Source organism: Massilia sp. UYP34 (assembly GCF_056279385.1).
Genome location: NZ_JBWBRF010000002.1, coordinates 119872 through 142577, shown reverse-complemented (window position 1 = coordinate 142577; position 22706 = coordinate 119872). Strand labels below are relative to the sequence as shown.

Genomic DNA, 22706 nt, shown 5'->3' with positions numbered 1-22706 from the left:
TGCTGTTGAAAAGATGAAATATCAGCTAGCATTGGCAGCCTGTCCGGACCGTCTTGAAGGAGCGTCATGAGTACATACACCCTGAATGTCAACGGCAAGGCGCAGGCCGTCGACGTCGAAGCCGATACCCCGCTGCTGTGGGCCCTGCGCGATACCCTGGGCCTGGTCGGCACCAAGTATGGCTGCGGCCTGGGCCAGTGCGGCGCCTGCACCATCCACCTCGACGGGGTGGCGACCCGCTCCTGCGTGCTGCCGGTGTCAAGCATCGGCAACGCGAAGATCACCACCATCGAGGGCCTGGACGCCAACGCCCGCCATCCGCTGCAGCTGGCCTGGCAAGAGCTGGACGTGCCGCAATGCGGCTACTGCCAGTCGGGACAGATCATGAGCGCCTGCGCCCTGCTCGAGCAGCATCCGAAGCCGACCGACGCCCAGATCGACGACGCCATGGCCGGCAACCTGTGCCGCTGCGCTACCTATATGCGGATCCGCAAGGGCATCCACCGCGCCGCCGAGATCGCATCGACGCAAGGGAAAAAAGCATGACGCGCGCATCCACCTCGCGCCGCGACTTCCTGCGCGCCGGCGCCGCCGGCGGCGCCCTCCTGATCGGCATGTCGGCGCAGGGCGTGCTGGCCGCCGTGAGCGGGGCCGGGACCGGGGCCGGCGCCGCTCAAGGGGACTTCGTGCCGAACGCCTTCATCCGCATCGCGCGCGACGGCAGCGTGACCCTGATTTCCAAGCAGCCCGAGATCGGCCAGGGCATCAAGACCTCGCTGCCGATGGTGATCGCCGAGGAACTCGACGTCGCCTGGGAAAGCGTGCGCGTGGTCCAGGGCGACCTCGACCTGGAAGCGTATGGCAGCCAGGGTGCGGGCGGCTCGAACTCGACCCCGAACAACTACGAGAACTTCCGCCGCCTGGGCGCCACCGCACGCGCCGTGCTGGTGCAGGCCGCGGCCCAGGCCTGGAAAGTGCCGGCCGGCGAATGCACGACCGACGGCGGCCATGTCCTGCACATGGCCGGCAAGCGGCGCCTGGCTTACGGCGAGCTGGTCGGGGCGGCGGCAAAGCTGCCGCTGCCGGACGCCGCGAGCGTGGCGGTCAAGGACCCGGCCACCTTCAGGCTGCTGGGCAAGCGCATCGGCGGCGTCGACAACCCCGCCATCGTCAGCGGCAAGCCGCTGTTCGGCATCGACGTCCAGCTGCCGGGCATGCTGCACGCGCAATACGTCAAGTGCCCGGTGTTCGGCGGCAAGCCGCTGCGCGCCAACCTGGACGCGGTGCGCGCCCTGCCCGGCGTCAAGGACGCCTTCATCGTCGAAGGGACCGGCAACCTGAACGGCCTGCGTCCCGGCGTGGCGATCGTCGCCACCTCCACCTGGGCCGCGATCCGCGCCCGCCGCGCGCTCGAAGTGACCTGGGACGAAGGCGGCGCCGCGCGGCACAGCTGGGCCGACTTCACGGCCCAGGCAAGAAAAGCCGCGAAACAGCCCGGCGCCACCGTGCTGCGCAGCGATGGCGACGTCGGCGCCGCCCTCGAGGGCGCGGCGAAGACGGTGGAAGCGGCCTACAGCTATCCCTTCATCTCGCATGCCAGCATGGAGCCGCAGAACTGCACCGCCTGGATCAAGCCCGACGGCGCGCTCGAACTGTGGGCCCCGACCCAGAATCCGAACGCGGGCCAGGCGCTGGTATCGAGCACCTGCGGCATCCCCAAAGAGAAGATCACGATGCACATCATCCGCAGCGGCGGCGGCTTCGGCCGGCGCCTGAGCTCGGACTTCATCGTCGAAGCCACCGCGATCGCCCAGCGCATGCGGGACAAGGCGCCGGTCAAGCTGACCTGGACCCGCGAGGACGACCTGCAGCACGACCACTTCCGTCCGGGCGGCTTTCATTTCCTGCGCGGCGGCGTCGACAAGGCCGGCAAGGTCGTCGGCTGGCACGACCACTTCGTCACCTTCGCCAACCGGGTGGAACAGGACGGCAAGAGCACCCTGCGCCCCGGCAGCGGCGGCAGCCTGTCGCCCGACGAGTTCCCGGGCCGCTGGCTCGCCAACTGCCGGCTGGAGCAGACCGCGCTGGAATGCAGCGTGCCGATGGGACCGTGGCGCGCGCCGGGCAGCTGCGTGTTCGCCTGGGCCTTCCACAGCTTCATCGACGAGCTGGCGCATGCGGGCGGGCGCGATCCGCTCGCCTTCCGTCTCGAACTGCTGGGCGACAAGGACATCGTGGCGCCGAGCGTCGAGCGCGGCCAGCCCTACAACGTGGCGCGCATGCGCGCGGTGCTGCAGGCCGCCGCCGACAAGGCCGGCTGGGGCAAGAAGACGTTCGCACGCGGCCAGGGACAAGGCATCGCCTTCCACTTCAGCCATCGCGGCTACGTGGCGCAGGTGGCCGAGGTCACCGTCTCGAAGGACGGCAAGGTGAAGGTGGACCGCGTCGTGGTGGCAGTGGATGTCGGCCCGACCATCATCAACCTGTCGGGCGCCGAAAACCAGGTCGAGGGGTCGGTGATCGACGGCCTGTCGACCCTGATGTTCCCCGAACTGAACCTCGAGAATGGTCGCATCGTGCAGAGCAACTTCCACGATTACCAGCTGCTGCGCATCGGCGACGCGCCGGCGAGGATCGAGATGCACTTCGTGAAGTCGGACCACCCGGTGACCGGCCTGGGGGAGCCGCCCCTGCCGCCGCTGGCCCCGGCGGTGTGCAATGCGATCTTCGCCGCCACCGGCAAGCGGGTGCGCGAACTCCCGCTCAGCAAGACGGATCTGAGCTGGAGCTAAGTACTCACCCGTCATTCCCGCCGGGGCGCCCGGCGGGACGTCATGGTTCGCGCTGCTTGCTCAGCGCGTGCGGGGCCGCGATGCGATGGCGTTCGACGATGGCCAGCGCCAGCTCTTCCTCACGGCGATCCTGGGTCAGGACCCTGAGGATGCAGGCGCCTTGCATATCGCCATCCGGCCGATAGACGTCGTTGTAGTCGGTGCCGCCCTTGGCCGACGGCGAGTCGCCGACCGTGAAGTTGGACTGGCCTGGACCCGCCTCGTCTCCGATGGGCGACAGGACCACGCTGTCCTGCGAAAGGCCGGCCGCCAGCAGGTCGGCCCGCAGGCGCTCGGCGATGGCGAAGTCCTGGATGACGTGTACGATGGGATTGTTCATGTGCTGCTCCTTGGTTCACTATCGAACCAAGTTACCAGAATGGCCGGCGCGGTGGCGCTCGGTCGACACCAGCACTTGCAGACCGGAATTGACATGCGCCGTGAGGCAGCGAAGAATCCGGCATGCAGGGTGGCGAACCCGGCGTCGTCACGGCGAGTCGGCCCCCCGCGAGGTCAAGCGTGTGCGTCGCTGCACCGTCTCTTCCTCACGGATCGGGTATGACCGCGGTCGCCTCGATCTCGACCCGCGCCCGGTCTTCCATCAACGCCGCCACCTGGACCGCGCTCATGGCCGGATAGTGGCTTCCCAGCACCTCGCGGTAGGCGGCGCCGAGTTCGCGTCCAGCGTCGAGGTACTCGCGCCGGTCGACCACATACCAGGTCATGCGCACGATGTGCTCCGGTCCGGCGCCCGCTTCGCGCAGCACGGTCACGATGTTGTGCAGGGCCTGGCGCGCCTGGCCGACGAAGTCGTCGGTGTGAAAGCGCCCTTCGGCGTCCCAGCCGATCATGCCGCTCACAAAGACCTGGCGCCCACGGCAGGCCACGCCATTGGCATAGCCGCGGGGACGCGGCCAGAGCGGCGGTTGAAGAATGTCCATCCCTGCTCCAAACCTTGGATTAAACCTTCGGCGCGAGCAGCTCGCGCGCGATGATCAGGAGCTGCACTTCGCTGGCTCCCTCGTAGATGCGCAGCGCGCGGATTTCGCGGTACAGGCTTTCGACCACCTGCCCACTGCGCACGCCCTCGCCGCCGAACAGCTGCACCGCGCCGTCGATGACGCGCTGCGCCGATTCGGTGGCCGCCAGCTTGGCCATCGCCGCTTCCTTCGTCACCCGTTTGCCGCTGTCGCGCAGCCAGGCGGCGCGGTAGGTCAGCAGCGCGGCGGCGTCGACCTCCAGCGCCATCTGGGCCAGCTTCGCCTGGGTGAGCTGGAAATCGGAAAGCAGCTTGCCGAACATCGGCCGCGCCTGGGCGCGCGCCAGCGCTTCTTCCATCGCGCGCCGCGCGAAGCCCAGCGCGGCGGCGGCGACCGAGGTGCGAAACACGTCCAGCGTCGCCATCGCCACCTTGAAGCCCTGGCCTTCGGCGCCGATCAGGCAGCCGGCCGGCACCCGGCAGCCGGCGAAACGCAGGCGCGCCAGCGGATGCGGGGCGATCACGTCGATGCGCTCGGCGATCTCGAGGCCGGGGGTGGCGGCGTCGACGATGAAGGCCGAAATGCCTTTCGAGCCGCGCCCGCCGCCCTCGCCACCCTTGCCGCCGTCCCCGGTCCGGGCGAACACGACGTAGAAATCGGCGATCCCGCCGTTCGAGATCCAGGTCTTCTCGCCATCGAGCACCCAGTCGTCGCCATCGCGCCGCGCAGCGCAGCGCATGGCGGCGACGTCGGAGCCGGCGTCCGGTTCCGACAGCGCGAATGCCGCGATCGCGTCCCCATTGGCCACCGGCGGCAGCCAGCGCCGCTTCTGGTCCGGCGTGCCGAACAGCGAAATCGCCCCGCTCCCCAGGCCCTGCATCGCGAAGGCGAAGTCGGCCAGGCCGGCATGGCGCGCCAGGGTTTCGCGGATCAGGCAGATGGCGCGGGTGTCGATGGCTTCCTCACCCACGGCGTGGCGCAGCCAGCCGGCGCGGCCCAGGCGCGCGACCAGCGCGCGGCAGATCGCGTCGACGTCGCTTCCATGCGCGTCGTGAAGATTGTCCGCCGCCCAGGCGTCGAGTTCGCGCGCCAGCGCGCCATGACGCTCTTCGAAAAAGGGCCAGTCCAGGTAGTCCATCAATCCCCCTCGAAGCGCGGCCGTTCCTTGGCCACGAAGGCGTGGTAGGCGCGATGAAAATCATTGGTCGCCATGCAGATCGCCTGGGCCTGGGCCTCGGCTTCGATCGCCTCGTCCACGCCCATGTTCCACTCCTGCTGCAGCATCTTCTTGGTCATGCCATGGGCGAAGGTCGGGCCGCTGGCCAGCATGGCGGCAAACGCGCTCGCTTCGCCGAGCAGCCGTTCGGGCGCGCACAGGCGGTTGAAAAAGCCCCAGCGCTCCCCTTCCTCGCCATCCATCGAGCGCCCCGTGTACAGCAGCTCGGCGGCCCGACCCTGCCCGATCATGCGTGGCAGCAATGCACAGGCGCCCATGTCGCAGCCGGCCAGGCCAACCCGGGTGAACAGGAAAGCGGTGCGGCTGCGCGCCGTGCCGTAGCGGATGTCCGAGGCCAGCGCCAGCATCGCCCCGGCGCCGGCGCACACGCCGTCGACCGCCGCCACGATCGGCTGCGGGCAGGCGCGCATCGCCTTGACCAGGTCGCCCGTCATGCGGGTGAAGGCCAGCAGGCCGGGCATGTCCAGCTTCGTCAGCGGGCCGATAATCTCGTGCACGTCGCCGCCGGAGCAGAAGTTCTCGCCGGCGCCGGCGATCACGACCGCCTTCACGTCGTCGGCATACGCCAGCGCGCGAAACAGGTCGCGCAGCTCGGCGTAGGAATCGAAGGTCAGCGGATTCTTGCGCTCGGGACGGTCCAGGGTGAGGGTGGCGACGCCGGCCTCGAGCGCGAAGCCGAAGTGCTGCGCCGCATGGCCCGCAAAACTGTTTCGCCCGCCCGGCAGGCGGTGCGCCTGCCCCGGTAGATAATGCATTCGTATGACTCCTGATGATATGTGGTCAGCCTTCGGACAGGCGCGCGGCCGCTTGCTGTGGCGACAGGCCGCTGGAGGCCGCCTGCAGCTGGCGTTCGCGCTCCATATTGCGCTCCAACTGCTGCTTGCCGGCCAGGTACTGGCGCGGCCAGGCAGCGCCAGTGTAGCCGATGCGCGCCGCTTCCATCAGCGTCCAGGCCGGATTGGCCAGGTGTGGGCGCGCCACCGCGCACAGGTCGGCGCGGCCGGCGGCGATGATGCCGTTCACGTGGTCGGCCTCGACGATGCCGCCGACGGCGATGGTCGGGATGCCGGCCTCGTTGCGGATCCGGTCCGCGAACGGGGCCTGGTACATGCGGCCGTACACGGGCTTTTCGTGCTTGCTGACCTGGCCCGAGGAACAGTCGATCATGTCGGCGCCCGCCGCGCGGAACAGGCGCGCGATGTCCACCGCGTCGCGCGGCGTGATGCCGCCCTCGACCCAGTCGTGGCTCGAGATGCGCACGCTGATCGGCAAGTGGTCCGGCCAGGCCGCGCGCACCGCCGCGAACACCGCGAGCGGATAGCGGCAGCGCTGTTCGAGACTGCCGCCGTAGGCATCCTGGCGCCGGTTGGTCAAGGGCGAGATGAAGCTCGACAGCAGGTAGCCGTGCGCGCAGTGCAGTTCGAGCCAGTCGAAGCCGGCGTCAACGGCGGCCCGGGTGGCGCGCACGAAGTCGTCCCTGATGCGCTCCAGGTCGTCCTGGCTCGCCTCGACCGCGATCTGCGAGACCCCGGCGAGGTACTGCTGGCGCGAGGCCGACAGCAGCGGCCAGTTGCCGCTTTCCAAAGGCAGGTCGATGCCGTCCCACATCGGCCGGGTCGAGCCCTTGGCCCCCGCATGGCCGAGCTGGACGCCGATCTTCGCGTCGCTGGCCGTGTGCACGAAGTCGACGATGCGGCGCCAAGCCAGCATCTGCTCTTGCGTGTACAGGCCCGGGCAGCCGGGCGTGATGCGGGCGTCGGCCGAGACGCAGGTCATCTCCGCCATCACCAGCGCCGCCCCGCCCAGGGCCCGCGCCCCGAGGTGGGCCAGGTGGAAGTCGCCGACCACGCCATCCACGGCGGCGTATTGCGCCATTGGCGAAACCACCACCCGGTTCTTCAGCACCACGCCGCGCACCCGGTAGGGCGTGAACATCGGCGGCATGGCCCCGGAGGGCGGCGCCACGCCGGCCTGCCGCGCCGCCGCCATGGCGAAACGGCGCTCGAAGCCGTCGACATAGGCGGCGTCGCGCAGGCGCAGGTTTTCGTGCGACAGGCGCTGGCTGCGCGTGAGCAGCGAATAGGCGAACTGTTCGGCCTCCATCGCCGTGTAGCGCGCCACGTTCTCGAACCATTCCATCGAGTTGCGCGCGGCGCTCTGCAGTTTCAGCACCTCCACCTGGCGCGCCTCCTGGTAGCGCGCCAGGGCGGCCGACAGTTCGCCTTCGCGTCCGAGCTCGTCGGCCAGCCCGATCGCATCCTCCAGCGCCAGCCTGGTGCCGGAGCCGATCGAGAAGTGCGCCGTGTGGGCGGCGTCGCCCATCAGCACGAGCGGCACCTGGCGCCCGTCGACCCCAACCGCATGCACCCAGTGGCGACAGGCCAGGCGCGGAAAACGGATCCACATGCCGGAGCCGCGCACGTGCGCGGCGTTCGCCATCAGCGGCTGCCCGTCCAGGTGGCGCGCGAACAGCCGCTCGCAGAACGCCAGCGCAGCGCTCTGGGCCATGTCGGCCAGGCCGCTCGCGCGCCAGGTGGCGTCCAGCGTCTCGATGATGAAGGTCGAGGTCGCGCCATCGTACTGGTAGGCGTGGGCCTGGAACCAGCCGTGTTCAGTTTCCTCAAAAGCAAAAGTGAAGGCGTCGAAGCGCTTGCGCGTGCCCAGCCACACGAAGCGGCACAGGCGCTCCTCGACCTCGGGCTGGAACGCCTCGCTGTAGCGCTGGCGTAGCGCGCTGTTCACGCCGTCTGCGGCCACCACCAGGTCGGCGCCGTAACGGCGCGCGAGGTCAGGCACGTCCTCGACCTTCGTCTCGAACACCAGCTCCACGCCCAGCGCGCGGCAGCGCGCCGAGAGGATGTCGAGCAGGCGCTTGCGCCCGATGCCGCAAAAGCCGTGGCCATGCGAGGTGACGGTGGCGCCCTTGAAGTGGACGTCGATCGCGTCCCAGTGGTTGAACGATTGCAGGATGGCGCGCGCGCTCGGTTCGTCGGCCCGGGCCAGATGGCCCAGCGTCTGGTCCGAGAACACCACGCCCCAGCCGAAGGTGTCCCCTGGCCGGTTGCGCTCGATGACCGTCACCGCATGCGTCGGGTGGCGCAGTTTCATGAGCAGGCCAAAGTAGAGCCCGGCAGGACCGCCGCCCACGCAAACGATGTTCATTATCTCTCCCGGTGCTGGTGTGGGAGATAGTTTACCCGCCCCCTTGCTCGCGCTGTCAATGACTTGTTGCGCACGAAATAATCCTCCGATTGAAATCGCCAGTTTTTAGTACAATCCAGAAAGAACATACCGAGAGCCCGGATGATGCGCCTCCGGCCACCCAACTTGGATAAATGCCACCGACAAGATGAAGATCTCAGACCGAATCGCGCGCTCCCGCCCTCTTGCCACCACCGCCATGCATGGTCGCGCCGAGGCGCTGCGCAATGCCGGTGAGCGCGTCATCGATTTCTCGATCGCGATTTCGCACTTCCCGGCCCCGGCCGGCGTGCTGGACGCGGTCTCCGGGACCATCGAGCGCGAGCGCACACTGCCGTATACCGAGGTGGGCGGCGCGCTGAAGGTGCGCGAGGCGCTGCGCGCCAAGCTCGCCGGCGAGAATCGGGTCGAGGCGCAGGTCGATGAGATCATCGTGACCAATGGCTGCAAGCAGGCGTATTACCAGGCGCTGTACGCGATGACCGATCCGGGCGACCGCATCGCCGTGTTCCGTCCGCACTGGCCGGCCTATCTCGCGACCGCCGAACTGCTGGGACTCGAGGTGGTGCTGGCCGACCTGCCGGAGACGCTGACCGAAGCCTGCCTGGCGGGCCTCGGCAAGGTCAAGGTGCTGGTCCTGAACAATCCGCACAACCCGACCGGCAAGGTGTTCACCCGGCGCGAGCTGGAACTGGTGCGCGACTGGGCGGCGGCCGGCGCGGTGCACGTGATCGTCGACGAGAGCTACGAACACCTGATCTATGACGGCGAGCACGTCACGCTGGCGGCGCTGTGCGACTGGCGCGCTCTGGGCGTGGTCACCCTGTTCTCGGCCTCGCAGAGCTATGCCATGATGGGCTGGCGGGTCGGTTTCGCGCTCGCGCCGTCCGCGCTGGTGAATGCGATGCAGACCCTGCAGGGACCGATCACGGCCGCCGCGCCGCACCTGTCGCAGGTGGCGGCGGCGGCGGCCTTCGCCACCGGCGCCCCGCACGACCTGTTGCGCGACTATCGCGCGCGGCGCGACCTGGTGGTGCGCCGGTTCGCCGCGGCGCCCTGGATCTCCATGCAGGCGCCGGCTTCCGGTCCCTATCTGTGGGGCGACGTGCGTGGGCTCACCATGGACACGGTCGGCTTCGCCGAGCGCCTGCTGGACGAGGAACGGGTGGCGCTGATGCCCGGCGACGCGCTCGGCGCGCCCGGCTTCATCCGCATCGGCTACATCTCGGACGACGAAGACACCCTGATGGAAGGCGTGCGCCGCATCCTTGCGTTCGGTGCGCGGCTGGCGGAGCCTCGATGAGCAGTCTGCTGGGACGCTTTCGCCTGAACAGCCTGCGCAGCCGCCTGATGCTGCTGGTGCTGCTGGCGATCACGCCGATCGCCGTCGTCACCATATTGGGCGGCCTGCGCGAGCGCGAGGCGGCGATCCGCGCCTCGGAAGAAAACCTCAAGCGCCTCACCGTCCTGGCGGCCGCCAACGAAGCGCAGTCGATCGACCGCGCGCGCCAGATCCTGGTCGACCTGGTCAGCGTGCCCGACCTGATGGGCGACACCGCCGACTGCAATGCCCTGCTGGCCAATGTCCTCGACCGCAACGAGGGCTACGTCAACTTCGGCCTGATCCAGCTGAACGGCGACATCACCTGCAGCGCGGTGCCGATGCTCCACCCGGTCAACCTGGGCGACCGCAGCCATTTCAAGCGCGCGATCGCCGAACGCCGCTTCATCGCCAGCGACTACGTGTTCGGGCGCGTGATCCGCAAGCACACGATCAATCTCACCTATCCCGTCATCGACCGCTCGGGCGACGTGGTGGCGGTGGTGTTCGCGGCCATGGACCTGGCGAGCCTCGACACCTTCGTCAACAACATCAGCATGCCGCCGGGCTCGATCCTGGAGACGGCCGACGCCTCGGGCAACCTGATCTCGCGCCGCCCCGAGCCCGAGCGCTGGTTCGGCAAGCGCATCAGCGGTGCGCTGCTGGACGCCATGCGCGGGCCGCATGACCGCGCGGTGGTGGTGCCCGGCGAGGACGGGATCGAGCGCTTGCACGCCTTCGCCCGCGTCGGCTCGCCGGCCCTCACCGACTACACCATTACCATCGGGATGCCGACCGACCTGATCACCCAGGTAGCCCGCGACGCCCAGTTCATGTCCCTGCTCGGCCTGGGCGCCACCACCGTGCTGGCGCTGCTGGCTGCCTGGCTGGCCGGCGAAAAACTGATCGTGCAGCGGGTGCGCGGCCTGACCACGGTAGCGCGCCGTATCGCCGCCGGCGAACTCGATGCGCGCACCCGGATCGATTACGGCAACGAGGAGATCGGGCGGCTGGCGGCGGCGCTGGACGAAATGGCCGAAAACCTGCAGAAGAAGGAAGCCGCGCGCAGCCAGGCCGAGCGCGAGCTGCGTGCCGCCGACCAGCGCAAGGACGAATTCCTGGCGATGCTGGCGCACGAGCTGAGAAATCCGCTGGCGCCGATCAGCACCGGCGCCCACCTGCTCAAGCTGCTGCACTCGGATAACGCCCAGATCACCCAGACTTGCGCCATCATCGCGCGCCAGGTCGAGCACATGACCAGCCTGGTGGACGACCTGCTGGACGTGTCGCGCGTGACGCGCGGCCTGGTGTCGCTGTCGACCCAGGTGCTGGACCTGCGCAACGTGGTCGACGACGCCGCCGAGCAGATCCGTCCACTGATCGGCGCGCGGCGCCACAAGGTGGTGCTCGACCTGCCGGCCGGCCCGGCCCACGTCAAGGGCGACCACAAGCGCCTGGTGCAGGTAGTGGCCAACCTGCTGGGCAACGCCACCAAGTACACGCCCGAGGGCGGGCACATCCAGCTCCAGCTGCTGGAGGTCGACGGCGACTGGGAATTGAGCGTGAGCGACGACGGCATCGGCATGGAGGCGAGCCTGGTCGAGCGGGTATTCGACCTGTTCACCCAGGCCGAGCGCACCCCTGACCGCTCGCAGGGCGGCCTGGGCCTGGGACTGGCGCTGGCCAAGAGCCTGGTCGAGCTGCATGGCGGCAGCGTCGGCGCGCGCAGCGCGGGCCTGGGCCACGGCAGCACCTTCAGCGTGCGCCTGCCGCGCCACCGGCAGGAGAGCGTGCCCCTGCCCGCGCAACTGCCGGGCCACCTCCCCGCGGGCAGCCCGATCCTGGATGCGCCGCCGCCGAACGCGCTGCGCATCCTGGTGGTGGACGACAACCTCGACGCCGCGCACACGCTCAACCTGTTCCTGCGCGCCACCGGCTACGAGGTCGAGGTCGCCTATTGCGGCGTCGACGCGATCGAGATCGCCAAGGTGTTCGCGCCCCAGGTCTGCATCCTCGACATCGGCCTGCCCGACATGGACGGCAACGAACTGGCGCGCCGCCTGCGCCGGCTGCCGCAGACCAGCGACGCGACCCTGGTCGCCGCCACCGGCTATGGGCGCCAGCAAGACCGCGAGGCGGCCAGCCAGGCCGGCTTCGACCATTACCTGGTCAAGCCGGTCAATACGCTGCAACTGGGCGAGCTGCTGACCACCGCCGCCGCGCGCTGAACCACCAGCGGGCCCGCAGCGCGGCGGCGCGGGCCCGTCGCCATGTCACATGTGGTCGTCTCGGAACAACATCATCGTAAATATCGCGTGACAGGCTCCATGCAATCTACATAGAATTGCCACTGAGCAAATTTATGCACTTTGGAGAAATTCTGTGGGCATGCTGACCTGGATGCTGCCTGATGGTTGCGCCTGACGATATCGCGCAATGGCGCGTTCGCGTTTTCTCTACCTTGCTGCCGATCGTGCTGGTGCTGGGCACCAGCGCCGCATTGCCGAGCATCGCCCTGGCGCTGCGCCAGGGCCTGTGGCAGATCGCGGTGATGGATGCGGTGGCGCTGGCCTGGATCTTCGCCATCTGGCGCCTCGACCGCCTGCCCCACACCTTCCGCGTGCTGAACTTCCTGGCCATGCTGTTCATGGTCGCCATCGGCCTGATGCTGGCGGTGGGGCCGGTGAGCCTGAACTACCTGATGGCGCCGCCGATCATGGCCGTGATCCTGCTCGGCAACCGGCACGGCATCCTCGCGCTGGCCCTCGGCGCGCTATGCATCGTGGTATTCGGCATGAACGGTTATGCGCGACTGTACGTGCCGGGAGTGGAAACCGATCCGCTGCTGTCCTCGCTGGTGGTGGCGATCAACTTCAGCTGCGTGGGCGGCCTCATCACCTTTGCCGCCGGCACCCTGCTCAAGGGCCTGGCGCGCTCGGCGCAGGAAGCGCGCACCGCCGCCGACGCCGTCAACCGCCTGGCTTTCTACGACATGCTCACCGGCCTGCCGAACCGGCGCCTGCTGATGGACCGCCTGGCCGAACTGGCCGAGCGTACGCGCCACAGCAACAGCCGGGGCGCCGTGCTGTACGTCGACCTCGATAATTTCAAGAACGTCAATGACGCGCGCGGCCATGCCGTCGGCGACCAGATGCTGCGTCAGGCGGCCACGCGCCTGGCGGCGGCGGCCGGAGCGCAGGCCTGCGTGGCGCGCCTGGGGGGCGACGAATTCGTGGTGCTGCTGGACGACCTGGGCGCGGACGCCGGCGCCGCCGCCACGCGCGCGCTGGCGCTGGCAGAAAACGTCCGCGCGGCGCTGTGCGAAAAGATGATCATCGACGGCCAGGGCTACTACGCCACCACCAGCATCGGCGTCGCGCTGACCGCGGCGGCAGGCGCGCCGCTCCCGGTGCACGACCTGCTGCGCGAGGCCGATACCGCCATGTACCACGCCAAGGCGCGCGGCCGCAACGGCGTGGCCCTGTTCGAGGCCGGCATGCTGCGCGACGCCGAGCGCCGCCTGACCCTCGAGCGCGACCTGGGCCAGGCCCTCGAGCACGGCGAGCTGTCGCTGCACCTGCAGCTGCAGGTCGACGGCGCACGGCGCCCGAGCGGGGCCGAGCTCCTGACGCGCTGGCGCCGCCAGGACGGCAGCAGCGTACCGCCCGACCAGTTCATCCCGATCGCCGAGTCGAGCGGCCTGATCGTGCCGCTGGGCGAGTGGGTGCTGCGCGAAGCCTGCCTGGCCTGGCATGCGCTGGCGCGCGCCGGCCATCGGCTGCCGCTGTCGGTCAACGTCAGCCCGGTGCAGTTTCGCCAGCCCGACTTCGTGGCGCGGGTGGAAAGCATCCTGCGAGACACCGGCGTGCCGCCCGGCCAGCTGGTGTTCGAGGTGACCGAAGGCCTGCTGGTCGACCGCCTCGACCAGACCATCGACCGCATGCACGCGCTGGCGGCGCTGGGCGTGCGCATCTCGGTCGACGATTTCGGCACCGGCTACTCGAGCCTGGCCTACCTGACCCGCATGCCGCTGTACGAGCTCAAGATCGACAAGAGCTTCATCCGTGACACCCCGCACGACAAGGACGGCACCGCGATCGTGCAATCGATCCTGTCGATGGCCGGTCACCTGGGGCTGCGCGTGGTCGCCGAAGGCGTCGAGACCGAGGCCCAGGCCAGGTATCTCGCACGCCACGGCAATGCCAGCATGCAGGGCTTCCTGTTCCATCGGCCGATGCCGCTGGCAGCTCTGCTCGAGCATCTGCGCGTTTCAGCCTGAGCCTCGCCGTACCCGCCGCGCAAGCGCTGCAGACGGCGCATGTCGCCATCCGGCGCAAGCTGGTCTCGTGCGCAAGGACGACGACGAGCGTACGCAACTGCAGCGCGTACCCGCGATGGTGGAGCAAGGAGAAACCGGGAAGCCGGTGCACATGCTCAGGGGGACAGCTGACCGGAGCCCGGCGCAGGCACTGCCGTCCAACGCGATCGTCCCGCATCCCTTATCATGCTTTTTTTGAACGGGAGCGATATCGATGGATGAGGTGGGCATCGTACTGGCAATGCTGCTGGCGGTGGTGGCAAGCGGCTACCTGGTGCGGATACTGCCGTTCGCCGTTCCCCTGCCGCTGGTCCAGATCGCGCTCGGCGCCGCCATTTCCGGCGCCACGGGTCACGGCGCGCGGCTCGAACCGCACATCTTCTTCCTCGTGTTCCTGCCGCCGTTGCTGTTCCTCGATGGCTGGCGCATCCCCAAGGTGGGCCTGTTCCGCGACCGCTCGACCATCCTCGAGCTGGCGCTCGGCCTGGTGCTGTTCACCGTGATCGGCGCGGGCTTCCTGATCCACTGGCTGATCCCGTCGCTGCCGCTGGCCGTGTCGTTCGCGCTGGCCGCGATCCTGGCGCCCACCGACCCGGTCGCGGTGTCGTCGATCGCGGCGCGGGTGCCGATTCCGCCGCGCCTGATGCACATCCTCGAGGGCGAGTCGCTGCTCAACGACGCCAGCGGCCTGGTGTGCTTCCGGTTCGCGGTGGCGGCCGCGCTCACCGGCACCTTCTCGCTGGGCGACGCCGCCCTCACCTTCCTGTGGGTGGCGCTCGCGGGCATCGCGATCGGCGTCGGCCTGACGGTCGCCGTCAGCTGGGCCCAGCGCACGCTGGCGGCGCGCATCGGCGAGGAAAGCGGCTCGCCGATCCTGGTCAACCTGCTGCTGCCTTTCGGCGCCTACCTGGCGGCCGAGCACCTGCAAGCCTCGGGCATCCTGGCGGCGGTGGCGGCCGGCATCACGATGAGCTACGTCGAACTCAGCGGCCGCGCGCTGGCGACCACCCGCGTGCGCCGCGCCGTGGTGTGGGATACCGTCCAGTTCGCGCTGAACGGCGTGATGTTCGTGCTGCTGGGCGAGCAGCTGCCGTCCATCGTCAGCGCCGCGCTCGGTGCGCCCGAATTGCCGGCGGCCAACGATGTCTGGTGGCTGCTGGGCAATGCGCTGGCCATCAGCGTCGGCCTGATCCTGCTGCGCTTCATCTGGGTCTGGGTCTCGCTGCGCCTGACCCTGCTTGCCGCGCGGCGCCAGCAGCAGGCCGTCTACCGTCCGAATCCGCGCCTGATCCTGGCCACCTCGCTGGCCGGCGTGCGCGGCGCGATCACCCTGGCCGGCGTGCTCACCCTGCCGCTGGCGATGCCGAACGGGACGCCGTTCCCGGGGCGCGACCTGGTGATCTTCCTGGCCAGCGCCGTGATCGTGGTGTCGCTGGTGCTGGCCAGCGTCGGCTTGCCGCGCGTGCTGCGCGGCCTCGAACTGCCGGCCGAAGCGGCCCACGAAAGCGAGGAAGACCAGGCGCGCCATGCCGCCGCGCTGGCGGCGCTGGAGGCGATCGCGGCGGCTCCGCCGCCGGCGCCGCCCCCGGGGTGCGACGCCGACGGCGCGGCCGAGATGCACGCCAGCGCGGCCGACCAGGTGCGCAGCCTGTACCAGTACCGTCTCGACGGCTGGCAGGGCAACGCCGGCGGCGCCGGCATCGCGCCGGCGCGCGCCCGCGCCGCCGAGGATGCGGAGCGCCACTACCGACTGGCCGCGCTCGAGCAGGAGCGCGCCGTGCTGCTGCGCATGGCGCGCCACAACCAGCTGTCGGACGAGATCGCGCGCAAGCTGCTGCGCGAGATCGACCTGGTCGAGGCGCGTTACCGCTGAGCGCACGGTCTGCCGCGGAGCGCGCCTGCGTTACTTCGCGTACAGTGTGCATAGGAATGCACGGGTAGCATCGGCTGGACGATCCACCTTCCAGCGAACCTGCCATGCCCAGCAAAAAAGCCGATGCCGACGCCGTCCCCAGCGATCCACCCGCCGCCGCGCGCGCGGCCGGCCTGCGCTACGTCCATGACGACCGGCCCGGCATCCGGCGCGAGGCCGTCAGGGATGGCTTTCGCTATCTCGACGCCCGCGGCGAAACGGTCACGGACGACAACACGCTGGCGCGCATCAAGCGCCTCGTGATTCCCCCGGCCTGGCAAGACGTCTGGATCTGCCCGCAAGCGAACGGTCACCTGCAAGCGACGGGGCGCGACGCCCGCGGCCGCAAGCAATACCGCTATCACCCCAAGTGGCGCGAAGCGCGCGACGAAGTCAAGTACGAGCGCATGCTCAAGTTCGGGCAGGCCCTGCCGGCCATCCGCGCCGAGGTCGACCGCGCCCTGCGCCTGCCCGGCCTGCCGCGCGAAAAAGTGCTGGCCACCATCGTCTACCTGCTCGAGACGACCATGATGCGCGTCGGTAATGAGGAATACGCGCGCACCAACAAATCGTTCGGGCTGACGACGCTGCGCAACCGGCACGCCAGGGTCGACGGCAGCGACGTCGAGTTCAGCTTCCGCGGCAAGAGCGGCGTCTATCACAAGGTCAGGGTGCACGACCGGCGCCTGGCGCGCATCGTCGCGCGCTCGCGCGACCTGCCGGGCCAGGAACTGTTCCAGTACGTGGACGAGGACGGCGCGACCCACGCCATCGATTCGAGCGACGTCAACGACTACCTGCGCGCCATCAGCGGCGAAGACTATACCGCCAAGGATTTCCGCACCTGGTCGGGCACCGTGCTGGCGGCGCTGGCCCTGCAGGAGTTCGAAAAATTCGATTCCGAGACCCAGGCCAAGAAGAACATCGTGCGCGCGATCGAATCGGTGGCCGAGAAGCTCGGCAATACGCCGTCGGTCTGCCGCAAGTGCTACGTGCACCCGGCGGTGCTGGACGCCTATCTCGACGGCGCCGCGATCGAGGTGTTGCGCGAGCGCACCGAGGAGACGCTGCAGGAAGACCTGCACGCCCTGCAACCGGAGGAAGCCGCGGTGCTGGCCATGCTGCAGCAGCGCCTGCGCCACGAGCAGGCGCAGTTGCAAGATCATCCGCGGCCCCCGGCGCCACGCGGCAAGCCTGCGCCGAAGAAGGCCGCGACCCGCAAACCATCGCGCCCGGCCGCCCGCGCGGCCGCTTGAGCGCATCACGAAAGGACTGGCATGACCACACACAAGATCGAACTCGTCGCCCGTTTCGACCATCAGGTCACCGGCGTCTCGGTGTCCGAGGATAACCGCATCTTCGTCAACTTCCCGCGCTGGACCGAGGACAACGCCGTTTCGGTGGCCGAACTGACAGCGGATGGTTCGCTGCGGCCCTACCCGGACCAGGAATGGAACGCCTGGCGCAATGCGCGCAAGGACGAGGTCTCCCCGAACGACCACTGGGTCTGCGTGCAGAGCGTCGTGGCCGACGGCCGCGGCAGCCTGTGGGTGCTCGACCCGGCGGCGCCGGCCCAGGCCCACCTGGTGTCCGGCGGCGCCAAGCTGGTGCAGGTCGACCTGGCGAACGACAAGGTCGTGCGCACGATCGCCTTCGACGAGGACACGGCGCCGCAGGGCTCCTACCTGAACGACGTGCGCTTCTCGAACGACGGCAACTATGCCTACATCACCGACTCGGGCGTGGTCGGCGCCATCCTGGTGGTCGACCTCGCCAACGACAAGACCGCGCGCCTGCTCGACGGCCATCCGTCGACCCAGATGAAGAAGGGCTTGAACGTGAAAGCCGACGGCCAGGTGCTGCGCCGGCCGGACGGACGCGGGGTGGAGTTCTCGGCCGACGGCATCGAACTGTCTGGCGACGGCGCCTGGCTGTACTGGCAGGCGATCAAGGGCGATACCCTGTACCGCATCCCCACGCAAGTGCTGATCGAGCGCGGATTGAAAGGCGGCGACGTAGGCGACGCAGTGGAGGAATACGGCCACAACGGCGTCAACGACGGCCTGCTGTTCGACCGTGGCAGCAACCGCCTGTTCCTGACCTCGGTGCAGGACGACGCGATCAAGATGCGCGACCTCGACGCCGGACCGCAGGCCGAGGTGCGGATGGTGGTGCAGGATCCGCGCCTGCGCTGGCCGGACACCTTCACTCAGGGGCCGGACGGCACGATCTACGTGACGACCTCGCACATCCAGGATTCGAGTTTCTTCAAGCCGGACGCGCCGGCGGCGCTGCCGAGTTGTGGAAGCTTACTGAATCAGATAGGTAATGACCTTCCAGCCGTCCGCCTCGCGGGTCGTGACCACGGTCTCGGTCACGCCCGGACGGTTGGCGTACACGGCGCCGTACTGGATCACGACGTAGTCGGCTTCCGGCGCGCCGGGAAGCGTGCGGGTATGGCGCGCGTTGGCCAGGGTGCGCGATGCGAGTTCGCCCAGCGGCGCGCGGGCCGCCGCCAGCATGCCGCTCCACTGCTCGGCGGTGACGGCGGCGCGAAACACCGCGCCGGCGCTGCTCCAGGTCTCGGCTGCCTTGCTCGCGTCGGCGAGCGCGAGCCAGTGCCCGGCGGCGGCCACCCCCGCCTTGCTGTGTTCGGTTTCCTGCGCATGCACGGCGGCGACGGGCAGCGCGAACATCATGGCGAGGGCGATCGGTGCGAGCTGTTTCATGGCGGACTCCGTGTGGAAAGGATCGAACGCCGACAGCATAGCGCGTCCCGGCGCCGCACAATCTCACACAATTGCGCACGCCAGGGCTCAGTCACCCCTCAGTCGCTCCTCAGTCCCCCGCATCGTACTTGTTGAACACCTGGCGCAGGTAGGCGATGAAGGTCTCGTCGGTGCTCTGCGACTTGCCCTTGGTGTCGGACAGCTTGGCCACCGGCTGGCCGTTGCAGCGCACCAGCTTCATGACGATGTTCAGCGGCTTGTGGGGCGTGTCATTGGTCAGCTTGGTGCCAATGCCGAAGCCGGTCATCACGCGGTCGGCGAAGTGACGGTACAGCTCCAGCGCCTTGGGCACGGTGAGCGAGTCGGAAAACACCAGGCGCTTGGTGCGCGCATCGATGCGCAGCTTGGCGTAGTGCGCCAGCGCCTTCTCGCCCCACACGAACGGGTCGCCCGAATCCTGGCGCAGGCCGTCGAACAGCTTGGCGAAATACAGGTCGAAGTCCGCCAGGAAGGCGTCCATGCCCACCACGTCGGTCAGGGCCGTGCCCAGGTCGCCGCGGTATTCCTGCACCCAGTTCTCGAGCGCCGCCTTCTGGAAGTCGCGCAGGCGGGTGCCGAAGGACTGGTGGGCCTGCAGGTATTCATGGGCCATGGTGCCGATCGGCGTCAGCCTGAGCTTATACGCGAGATACACGTTCGAGGTGCCCTTGAAGTACTGCGGCAGCTCGCCCGCCATGGTCGTCACCACTTCGTCGTGCCACTCGCCGGAATAGCGGCGGCGCACGCCGAAGTCGAAGAACTCGAAGGGATTGGCGCGCGGCGCCTCGTCGCCGAAGGCGCGCAGTTCGTCGATCTTCAACTGCAGGCGGCGCCGCGCCTCGAGCAACGCTTCCTGCTGGTCGAAGCGGCGGAAGTACAGCTCGTTGACGATGTAGAGCACGAAGATCTCGAAGCCCATCACGTGCACCAGCGGGCCGCTGGCGCGGATCACCAGGCGCGGGCCCTCGGTGTCGACCCGGATGAACTTGCGCTGGAAGCGGAACAGGGTGAGGAAGTCGGCGAAGTCGCTCTTGATGAAGCGCAGGCCGCGCAGGTAGGCAACCTCGCCTTCGGTGAACATCATGCCGCACAGGTAGTCAAGCTCGCGCTCGACGTCGTCCTTGAGTTCGGCCAGCGGGTAGGCCGGCTCGTTACGGCAGCGGAATTCGTATTCGCCGGTGGCGCCGGGGTGGCTGTGAAGCAAGGCCTGCCACATCGTGAACTTGTAAAGATCGGTCTCCAGCAGGCTGCGGACTACGGGTTTCATCAAGGCTCCAGGCATGTGCGCAACGGGCGCGACAAGCGGTATTGTCGCCTACTTCCCGGCGCGGCGCTTTGAAGATCGCTTTGGCGCCAGCATGGTGCCGGTGCAACCGGGGGTGCCGCAGCGGCAGGCGAACAGCTTCTTGAGCTTGGGCGTGTGGCGCTCGTCGTAGATCAGCGCATAATTGTAGTTCAGCTCTGCGCCGGCCTCGATGTCCTGCATGGCGTGGATATAGACCTTGCCGTCGTCCTCGAAGGCTTCGCAGTTGGGCGTGCAGGCGTGGTTGATCCAGCGCGCGTCGTTGCCGTCGCGGCCGCCGTCGATCACGCGGCCGTCGGCCAGGCTGAAATAGAAGGTATGGTTGATCGGCCCACCCGCCTTCTCGGCGCGCCGGGTCGCCTCGTCCCATTCGATGCGCTGGCCCTTGTACTCGATGATGCGTTCGCCGGCGGCGATCGGGCGCAGTGCAAAGACGCCGTTGCCGTGGACGCTCGACTGGCGTACCTCGACCATCGGGTCGGTGTCGGCGGGTTTGCCGCCGCCCTTGGTGGAGCTCTTCTTGTTGGTCATCTGGGTGCCGAATGGACGATTGAATGAATGCATCCATTATGGCGTCAATCGGCGCGCACTGGCCGCACGCTTCATCGGGAAAGTCCGGCCGCGGCGCGCAAGGCGGCGACGTCGATCCTCTTCATCGGCAGCAGCGCCGTCATGACGGCGTCGGCGTGCGGACCGGCCATCAACGACATGATGTCGGTCGGCGTCACCTGCCACGACAGCCCGTACCGGTCCTTCAGCCAGCCGCACTGGCGCGCCGCCTCATCCCCGCCCTCGCCCAGGCGCTCCCAGTAATAATCGATCTGCTCCTGGTTGTCGCACATCACCATGAAGGAGACGGCTTCGGTGAAGCGAAACAGCGGCCCGCCGTTCATGGCGATGCAGGGCTGGCCGTCGATTTCGAACTGCACCGCCATCACGCTGCCGGGCGTCATGCGGTGCACGTCCCGGCCGGCCGCGCCGTAGTGCGACACGTGCGTGATGCGCGAGTCGGGGAAGATCGAGATGTAGTGCTTGGCCGCTTCTTCGGCCTGGGTATCGAACCACAGGCAGGGCTGGATCGGCGCGTGCAGTTGCATGGTCGTTCTCCTGTCAGGACGGCTAAGCCGGAAAATCCTCCGCGCAGTACTCGGCCGTGTCCCCGGCGCCGGCGCTGCGCCCCGCTTCCTCGCGGCGCAGTTCGACGCGCCGGATCTTGCCCGAGATGGTCTTGGGCAGCTCGCGGAAGGCGATGCGCCGGATCCGCTTGTACGGCGCCAGCCGCTCGCGCGTGAAGGCGAACAGCGCCGCGGCCATCTCGCGGCTCGGCTCCACCCCGGCGCGCAGCGTCACGAAGGCCTTCGGCACGGCCAGGCGCAGCGGGTCGGGACTGGGCACGATGGCGGCCTCCAGCACGCTCTCGTGCTCGATCAGCACGCTCTCGAGCTCGAATGGGCTGATACGGTAGTCGGATGACTTGAACACGTCGTCGTTGCGGCCGACATAGAAATAATACCCGTCGCCGTCCACGCTCGCCGTGTCGCCCGTGTGGTAGTAGCCGGCCCGCATCACTTCCCGCGTCTTTTCCTCGTTGCCTTCGTAGCCGACCATGAGACCGATCGGATTCGACGCAAGTTCCACCGAGATTTCGCCCTCCGCCGCCGGCCGGTCGTCGAGATCGAGCAGCGCGACGCGGTAGCCCGGCAACGGACGGCCCATCGAGCCCGGCTTGATCGGCTGGCCCGGCGAGTTCCCGATCTGGCAGCTCGACTCGGACTGGCCGAAGCCGTCGCGGATGCGTATGCCCCAGGCGCGCTCGACCTGCTCGATCACTTCGGGATTGAGCGGTTCGCCGGCGCCGACCAGTTCGCGCAACGCGGGCTTCCAGGCGGCCAGGTCTTCCTTGATCAGCATGCGCCAGGCGGTCGGCGGCGCGCACAGCGAGGTCACGCCGCACCGCACCAGCGTGTCGAGCACGGCGCGGCTGCTGAAGCGTTCGAAATTGAACACGAACACGGTGGCGCCCGCGTTCCACGGCGCGAAGAAGCAGCTCCAGGCATGCTTGGCCCAGCCGGGCGCGCTGATGTTCCAGTGGACGTCGCCCGGCTGCAGGCCGATCCAGTACATGGTCGACAGGTGGCCGACCGGATAACTCTGGTGGGTGTGCAGCACCAGCTTCGGTTTCGCGGTGGTGCCGGAGGTGAAGTACAGCAGCAGCGTATCGGTGGCGCGGGTCTCGCCCTCGGGGACGAAGACGCTGGCCACGTCGTGGCTGTCCTCGTAATCGTGCCAGCCGGTCGGCGCGCCATGCGCGCACCCGACCGCGATCCGGGTGTAGCTGCCGGGGATTGCCGCGAATTTGTGGGCTTCGCCGGCCTCGGCAACCACGTGTTTCACTTGTCCGCGCTCCAGGCGGTCGGCCAGGTCGTCGCCCGCCAGCGCGATCGTGGTCGGCACCAGCACCGCGCCCAGCTTGATCCCGGCCAGCATGATTTCCCACAGCTCGACCCGGTTCGGCAGCATCAGGAGCACCCGTTCGCCGCGCCGCACGCCGAGATTGCGCAGGTATTCGGCCACCTGGCTCGAGCGCGCGGCCATGTCGGCGAAGGAGATCTTGCGTTCGCTGCCGTCTTCCTCGACCACCCACAGGGCGGGAGCGTGATTATTTCGGGCCTGGTGGTCGAAGAAGTCGAGCGCCCAGTTGAAGCGGTCGAGCGCGGGTTGCTCGAAATCGCGGTAGGCGGTGTCGTAGTCGAGCCGGTGCCGCTGGAGGAAGTCGCGCGCCTGCACGAAGCGCTGGGTTGGCGTCATGGGTGTCTCCTGGTCGCTATGCCATGT

Annotated in this window: 17 protein-coding genes and 1 pseudogene; 8 read left to right on the top strand and 10 right to left on the bottom strand. The window is 68.6% G+C overall.

The window, feature by feature from the left end:
* Positions 1 to 66 precede the first annotated feature (66 nt).
* Both ACZ9AQ_RS04040 and ACZ9AQ_RS04035 read left to right on the top strand, forming a co-directional pair.
* Entirely contained in the window at positions 67 to 546 is a 480-nt protein-coding gene (locus tag ACZ9AQ_RS04040) for a (2Fe-2S)-binding protein (RefSeq protein WP_429202638.1), read from the top strand.
* Entirely contained in the window at positions 543 to 2792 is a 2250-nt protein-coding gene (locus tag ACZ9AQ_RS04035) for a xanthine dehydrogenase family protein molybdopterin-binding subunit (RefSeq protein WP_429202640.1), read from the top strand. The genes ACZ9AQ_RS04040 and ACZ9AQ_RS04035 overlap by 4 nt, the downstream gene beginning before the upstream one ends.
* 40 nt (positions 2793 to 2832) lie before the next feature.
* Here ACZ9AQ_RS04035 and ACZ9AQ_RS04030 read toward each other — a convergent pair whose 3' ends face one another.
* The 5 genes from ACZ9AQ_RS04030 to ACZ9AQ_RS04010 all read right to left on the bottom strand — a co-directional run bounded on the left by ACZ9AQ_RS04030 (position 2833) and on the right by ACZ9AQ_RS04010 (position 8210).
* A complete protein-coding gene (locus tag ACZ9AQ_RS04030; RefSeq protein ID WP_429202641.1) occupies positions 2833 to 3171 on the bottom strand; it encodes a hypothetical protein in 339 nt (112 codons plus the stop codon).
* Positions 3172 to 3376: 205 nt separating this feature from the next.
* Entirely contained in the window at positions 3377 to 3772 is a 396-nt protein-coding gene (locus tag ACZ9AQ_RS04025; protein WP_429202643.1) for a RidA family protein, read from the bottom strand.
* Positions 3773 to 3791: 19 nt separating this feature from the next.
* Positions 3792 to 4949, bottom strand: coding sequence for an acyl-CoA dehydrogenase family protein (locus ACZ9AQ_RS04020; protein ID WP_429202645.1), 1158 nt, complete (start codon positions 4947 to 4949; stop codon positions 3792 to 3794).
* Positions 4949 to 5803, bottom strand: a complete 855-nt coding sequence (locus tag ACZ9AQ_RS04015) for an enoyl-CoA hydratase family protein (RefSeq protein WP_429202646.1) — start codon at positions 5801 to 5803, stop codon at positions 4949 to 4951. The genes ACZ9AQ_RS04020 and ACZ9AQ_RS04015 overlap by 1 nt, the downstream gene beginning before the upstream one ends.
* Positions 5804 to 5828: 25 nt before the next feature.
* Positions 5829 to 8210: a bifunctional salicylyl-CoA 5-hydroxylase/oxidoreductase gene (locus ACZ9AQ_RS04010; protein ID WP_429202648.1), complete on the bottom strand. Its 2382-nt coding sequence runs from the start codon at positions 8208 to 8210 to the stop codon at positions 5829 to 5831.
* Positions 8211 to 8397: 187 nt separating this feature from the next.
* Here ACZ9AQ_RS04010 and ACZ9AQ_RS04005 point away from each other — a divergent pair, with 187 nt between their 5' ends.
* The 6 genes and pseudogenes from ACZ9AQ_RS04005 to ACZ9AQ_RS03980 all read left to right on the top strand — a co-directional run.
* Complete coding sequence (locus tag ACZ9AQ_RS04005) at positions 8398 to 9552, top strand: pyridoxal phosphate-dependent aminotransferase (protein ID WP_429202650.1); 1155 nt, start codon at positions 8398 to 8400, stop codon at positions 9550 to 9552.
* Positions 9549 to 11798 carry a hybrid sensor histidine kinase/response regulator gene (locus ACZ9AQ_RS04000; RefSeq protein ID WP_429202652.1) on the top strand — a complete coding sequence of 750 codons (2250 nt, stop codon included), beginning with the start codon at positions 9549 to 9551 and terminating at the stop codon, positions 11796 to 11798. Before ACZ9AQ_RS04005 ends, ACZ9AQ_RS04000 begins: the two co-directional genes overlap by 4 nt.
* 182 nt (positions 11799 to 11980) lie before the next feature.
* Positions 11981 to 13849 (top strand): putative bifunctional diguanylate cyclase/phosphodiesterase, encoded by a 1869-nt coding sequence (locus ACZ9AQ_RS03995; RefSeq protein WP_429202654.1) that lies wholly within the window; start codon positions 11981 to 11983, stop codon positions 13847 to 13849.
* Between the two features lie 253 nt (positions 13850 to 14102).
* Entirely contained in the window at positions 14103 to 15761 is a 1659-nt protein-coding gene (locus ACZ9AQ_RS03990; RefSeq protein ID WP_429202655.1) for a Na+/H+ antiporter, read from the top strand.
* 104 nt (positions 15762 to 15865) lie between these two features.
* The gene (locus tag ACZ9AQ_RS03985; protein WP_429202657.1) at positions 15866 to 17056 is read left to right on the top strand and encodes a DNA topoisomerase IB; all 1191 of its coding nucleotides are present in this window, start codon (positions 15866 to 15868) and stop codon (positions 17054 to 17056) included.
* 21 nt (positions 17057 to 17077) lie between these two features.
* Positions 17078 to 18025, top strand: a pseudogene (locus tag ACZ9AQ_RS03980) (L-dopachrome tautomerase-related protein); the annotation flags it as partial.
* A gap of 84 nt (positions 18026 to 18109) precedes the next feature.
* On the opposite strand, the gene ACZ9AQ_RS03975 reads toward ACZ9AQ_RS03980, so the two are convergent.
* The 5 genes from ACZ9AQ_RS03975 to ACZ9AQ_RS03955 all read right to left on the bottom strand — a co-directional run bounded on the left by ACZ9AQ_RS03975 (position 18110) and on the right by ACZ9AQ_RS03955 (position 22679).
* On the bottom strand, positions 18110 to 18496 hold the full coding sequence (locus ACZ9AQ_RS03975; protein ID WP_476108118.1) for a DUF4019 domain-containing protein: 387 nt from the start codon (positions 18494 to 18496) through the stop codon (positions 18110 to 18112).
* A 142-nt stretch (positions 18497 to 18638) separates the two neighbouring features.
* Positions 18639 to 19835: a nicotinate phosphoribosyltransferase gene (gene pncB / locus ACZ9AQ_RS03970; protein ID WP_429202659.1), complete on the bottom strand. Its 1197-nt coding sequence runs from the start codon at positions 19833 to 19835 to the stop codon at positions 18639 to 18641.
* A gap of 48 nt (positions 19836 to 19883) precedes the next feature.
* Complete coding sequence (locus tag ACZ9AQ_RS03965; RefSeq protein WP_429202661.1) at positions 19884 to 20435, bottom strand: SET domain-containing protein; 552 nt, start codon at positions 20433 to 20435, stop codon at positions 19884 to 19886.
* A gap of 38 nt (positions 20436 to 20473) precedes the next feature.
* Positions 20474 to 20968: a VOC family protein gene (locus tag ACZ9AQ_RS03960; RefSeq protein WP_429202663.1), complete on the bottom strand. Its 495-nt coding sequence runs from the start codon at positions 20966 to 20968 to the stop codon at positions 20474 to 20476.
* A gap of 22 nt (positions 20969 to 20990) precedes the next feature.
* The gene (locus ACZ9AQ_RS03955) at positions 20991 to 22679 is read right to left on the bottom strand and encodes an AMP-binding protein (RefSeq protein WP_429202664.1); all 1689 of its coding nucleotides are present in this window, start codon (positions 22677 to 22679) and stop codon (positions 20991 to 20993) included.
* Positions 22680 to 22706: the final 27 nt, after the last annotated feature.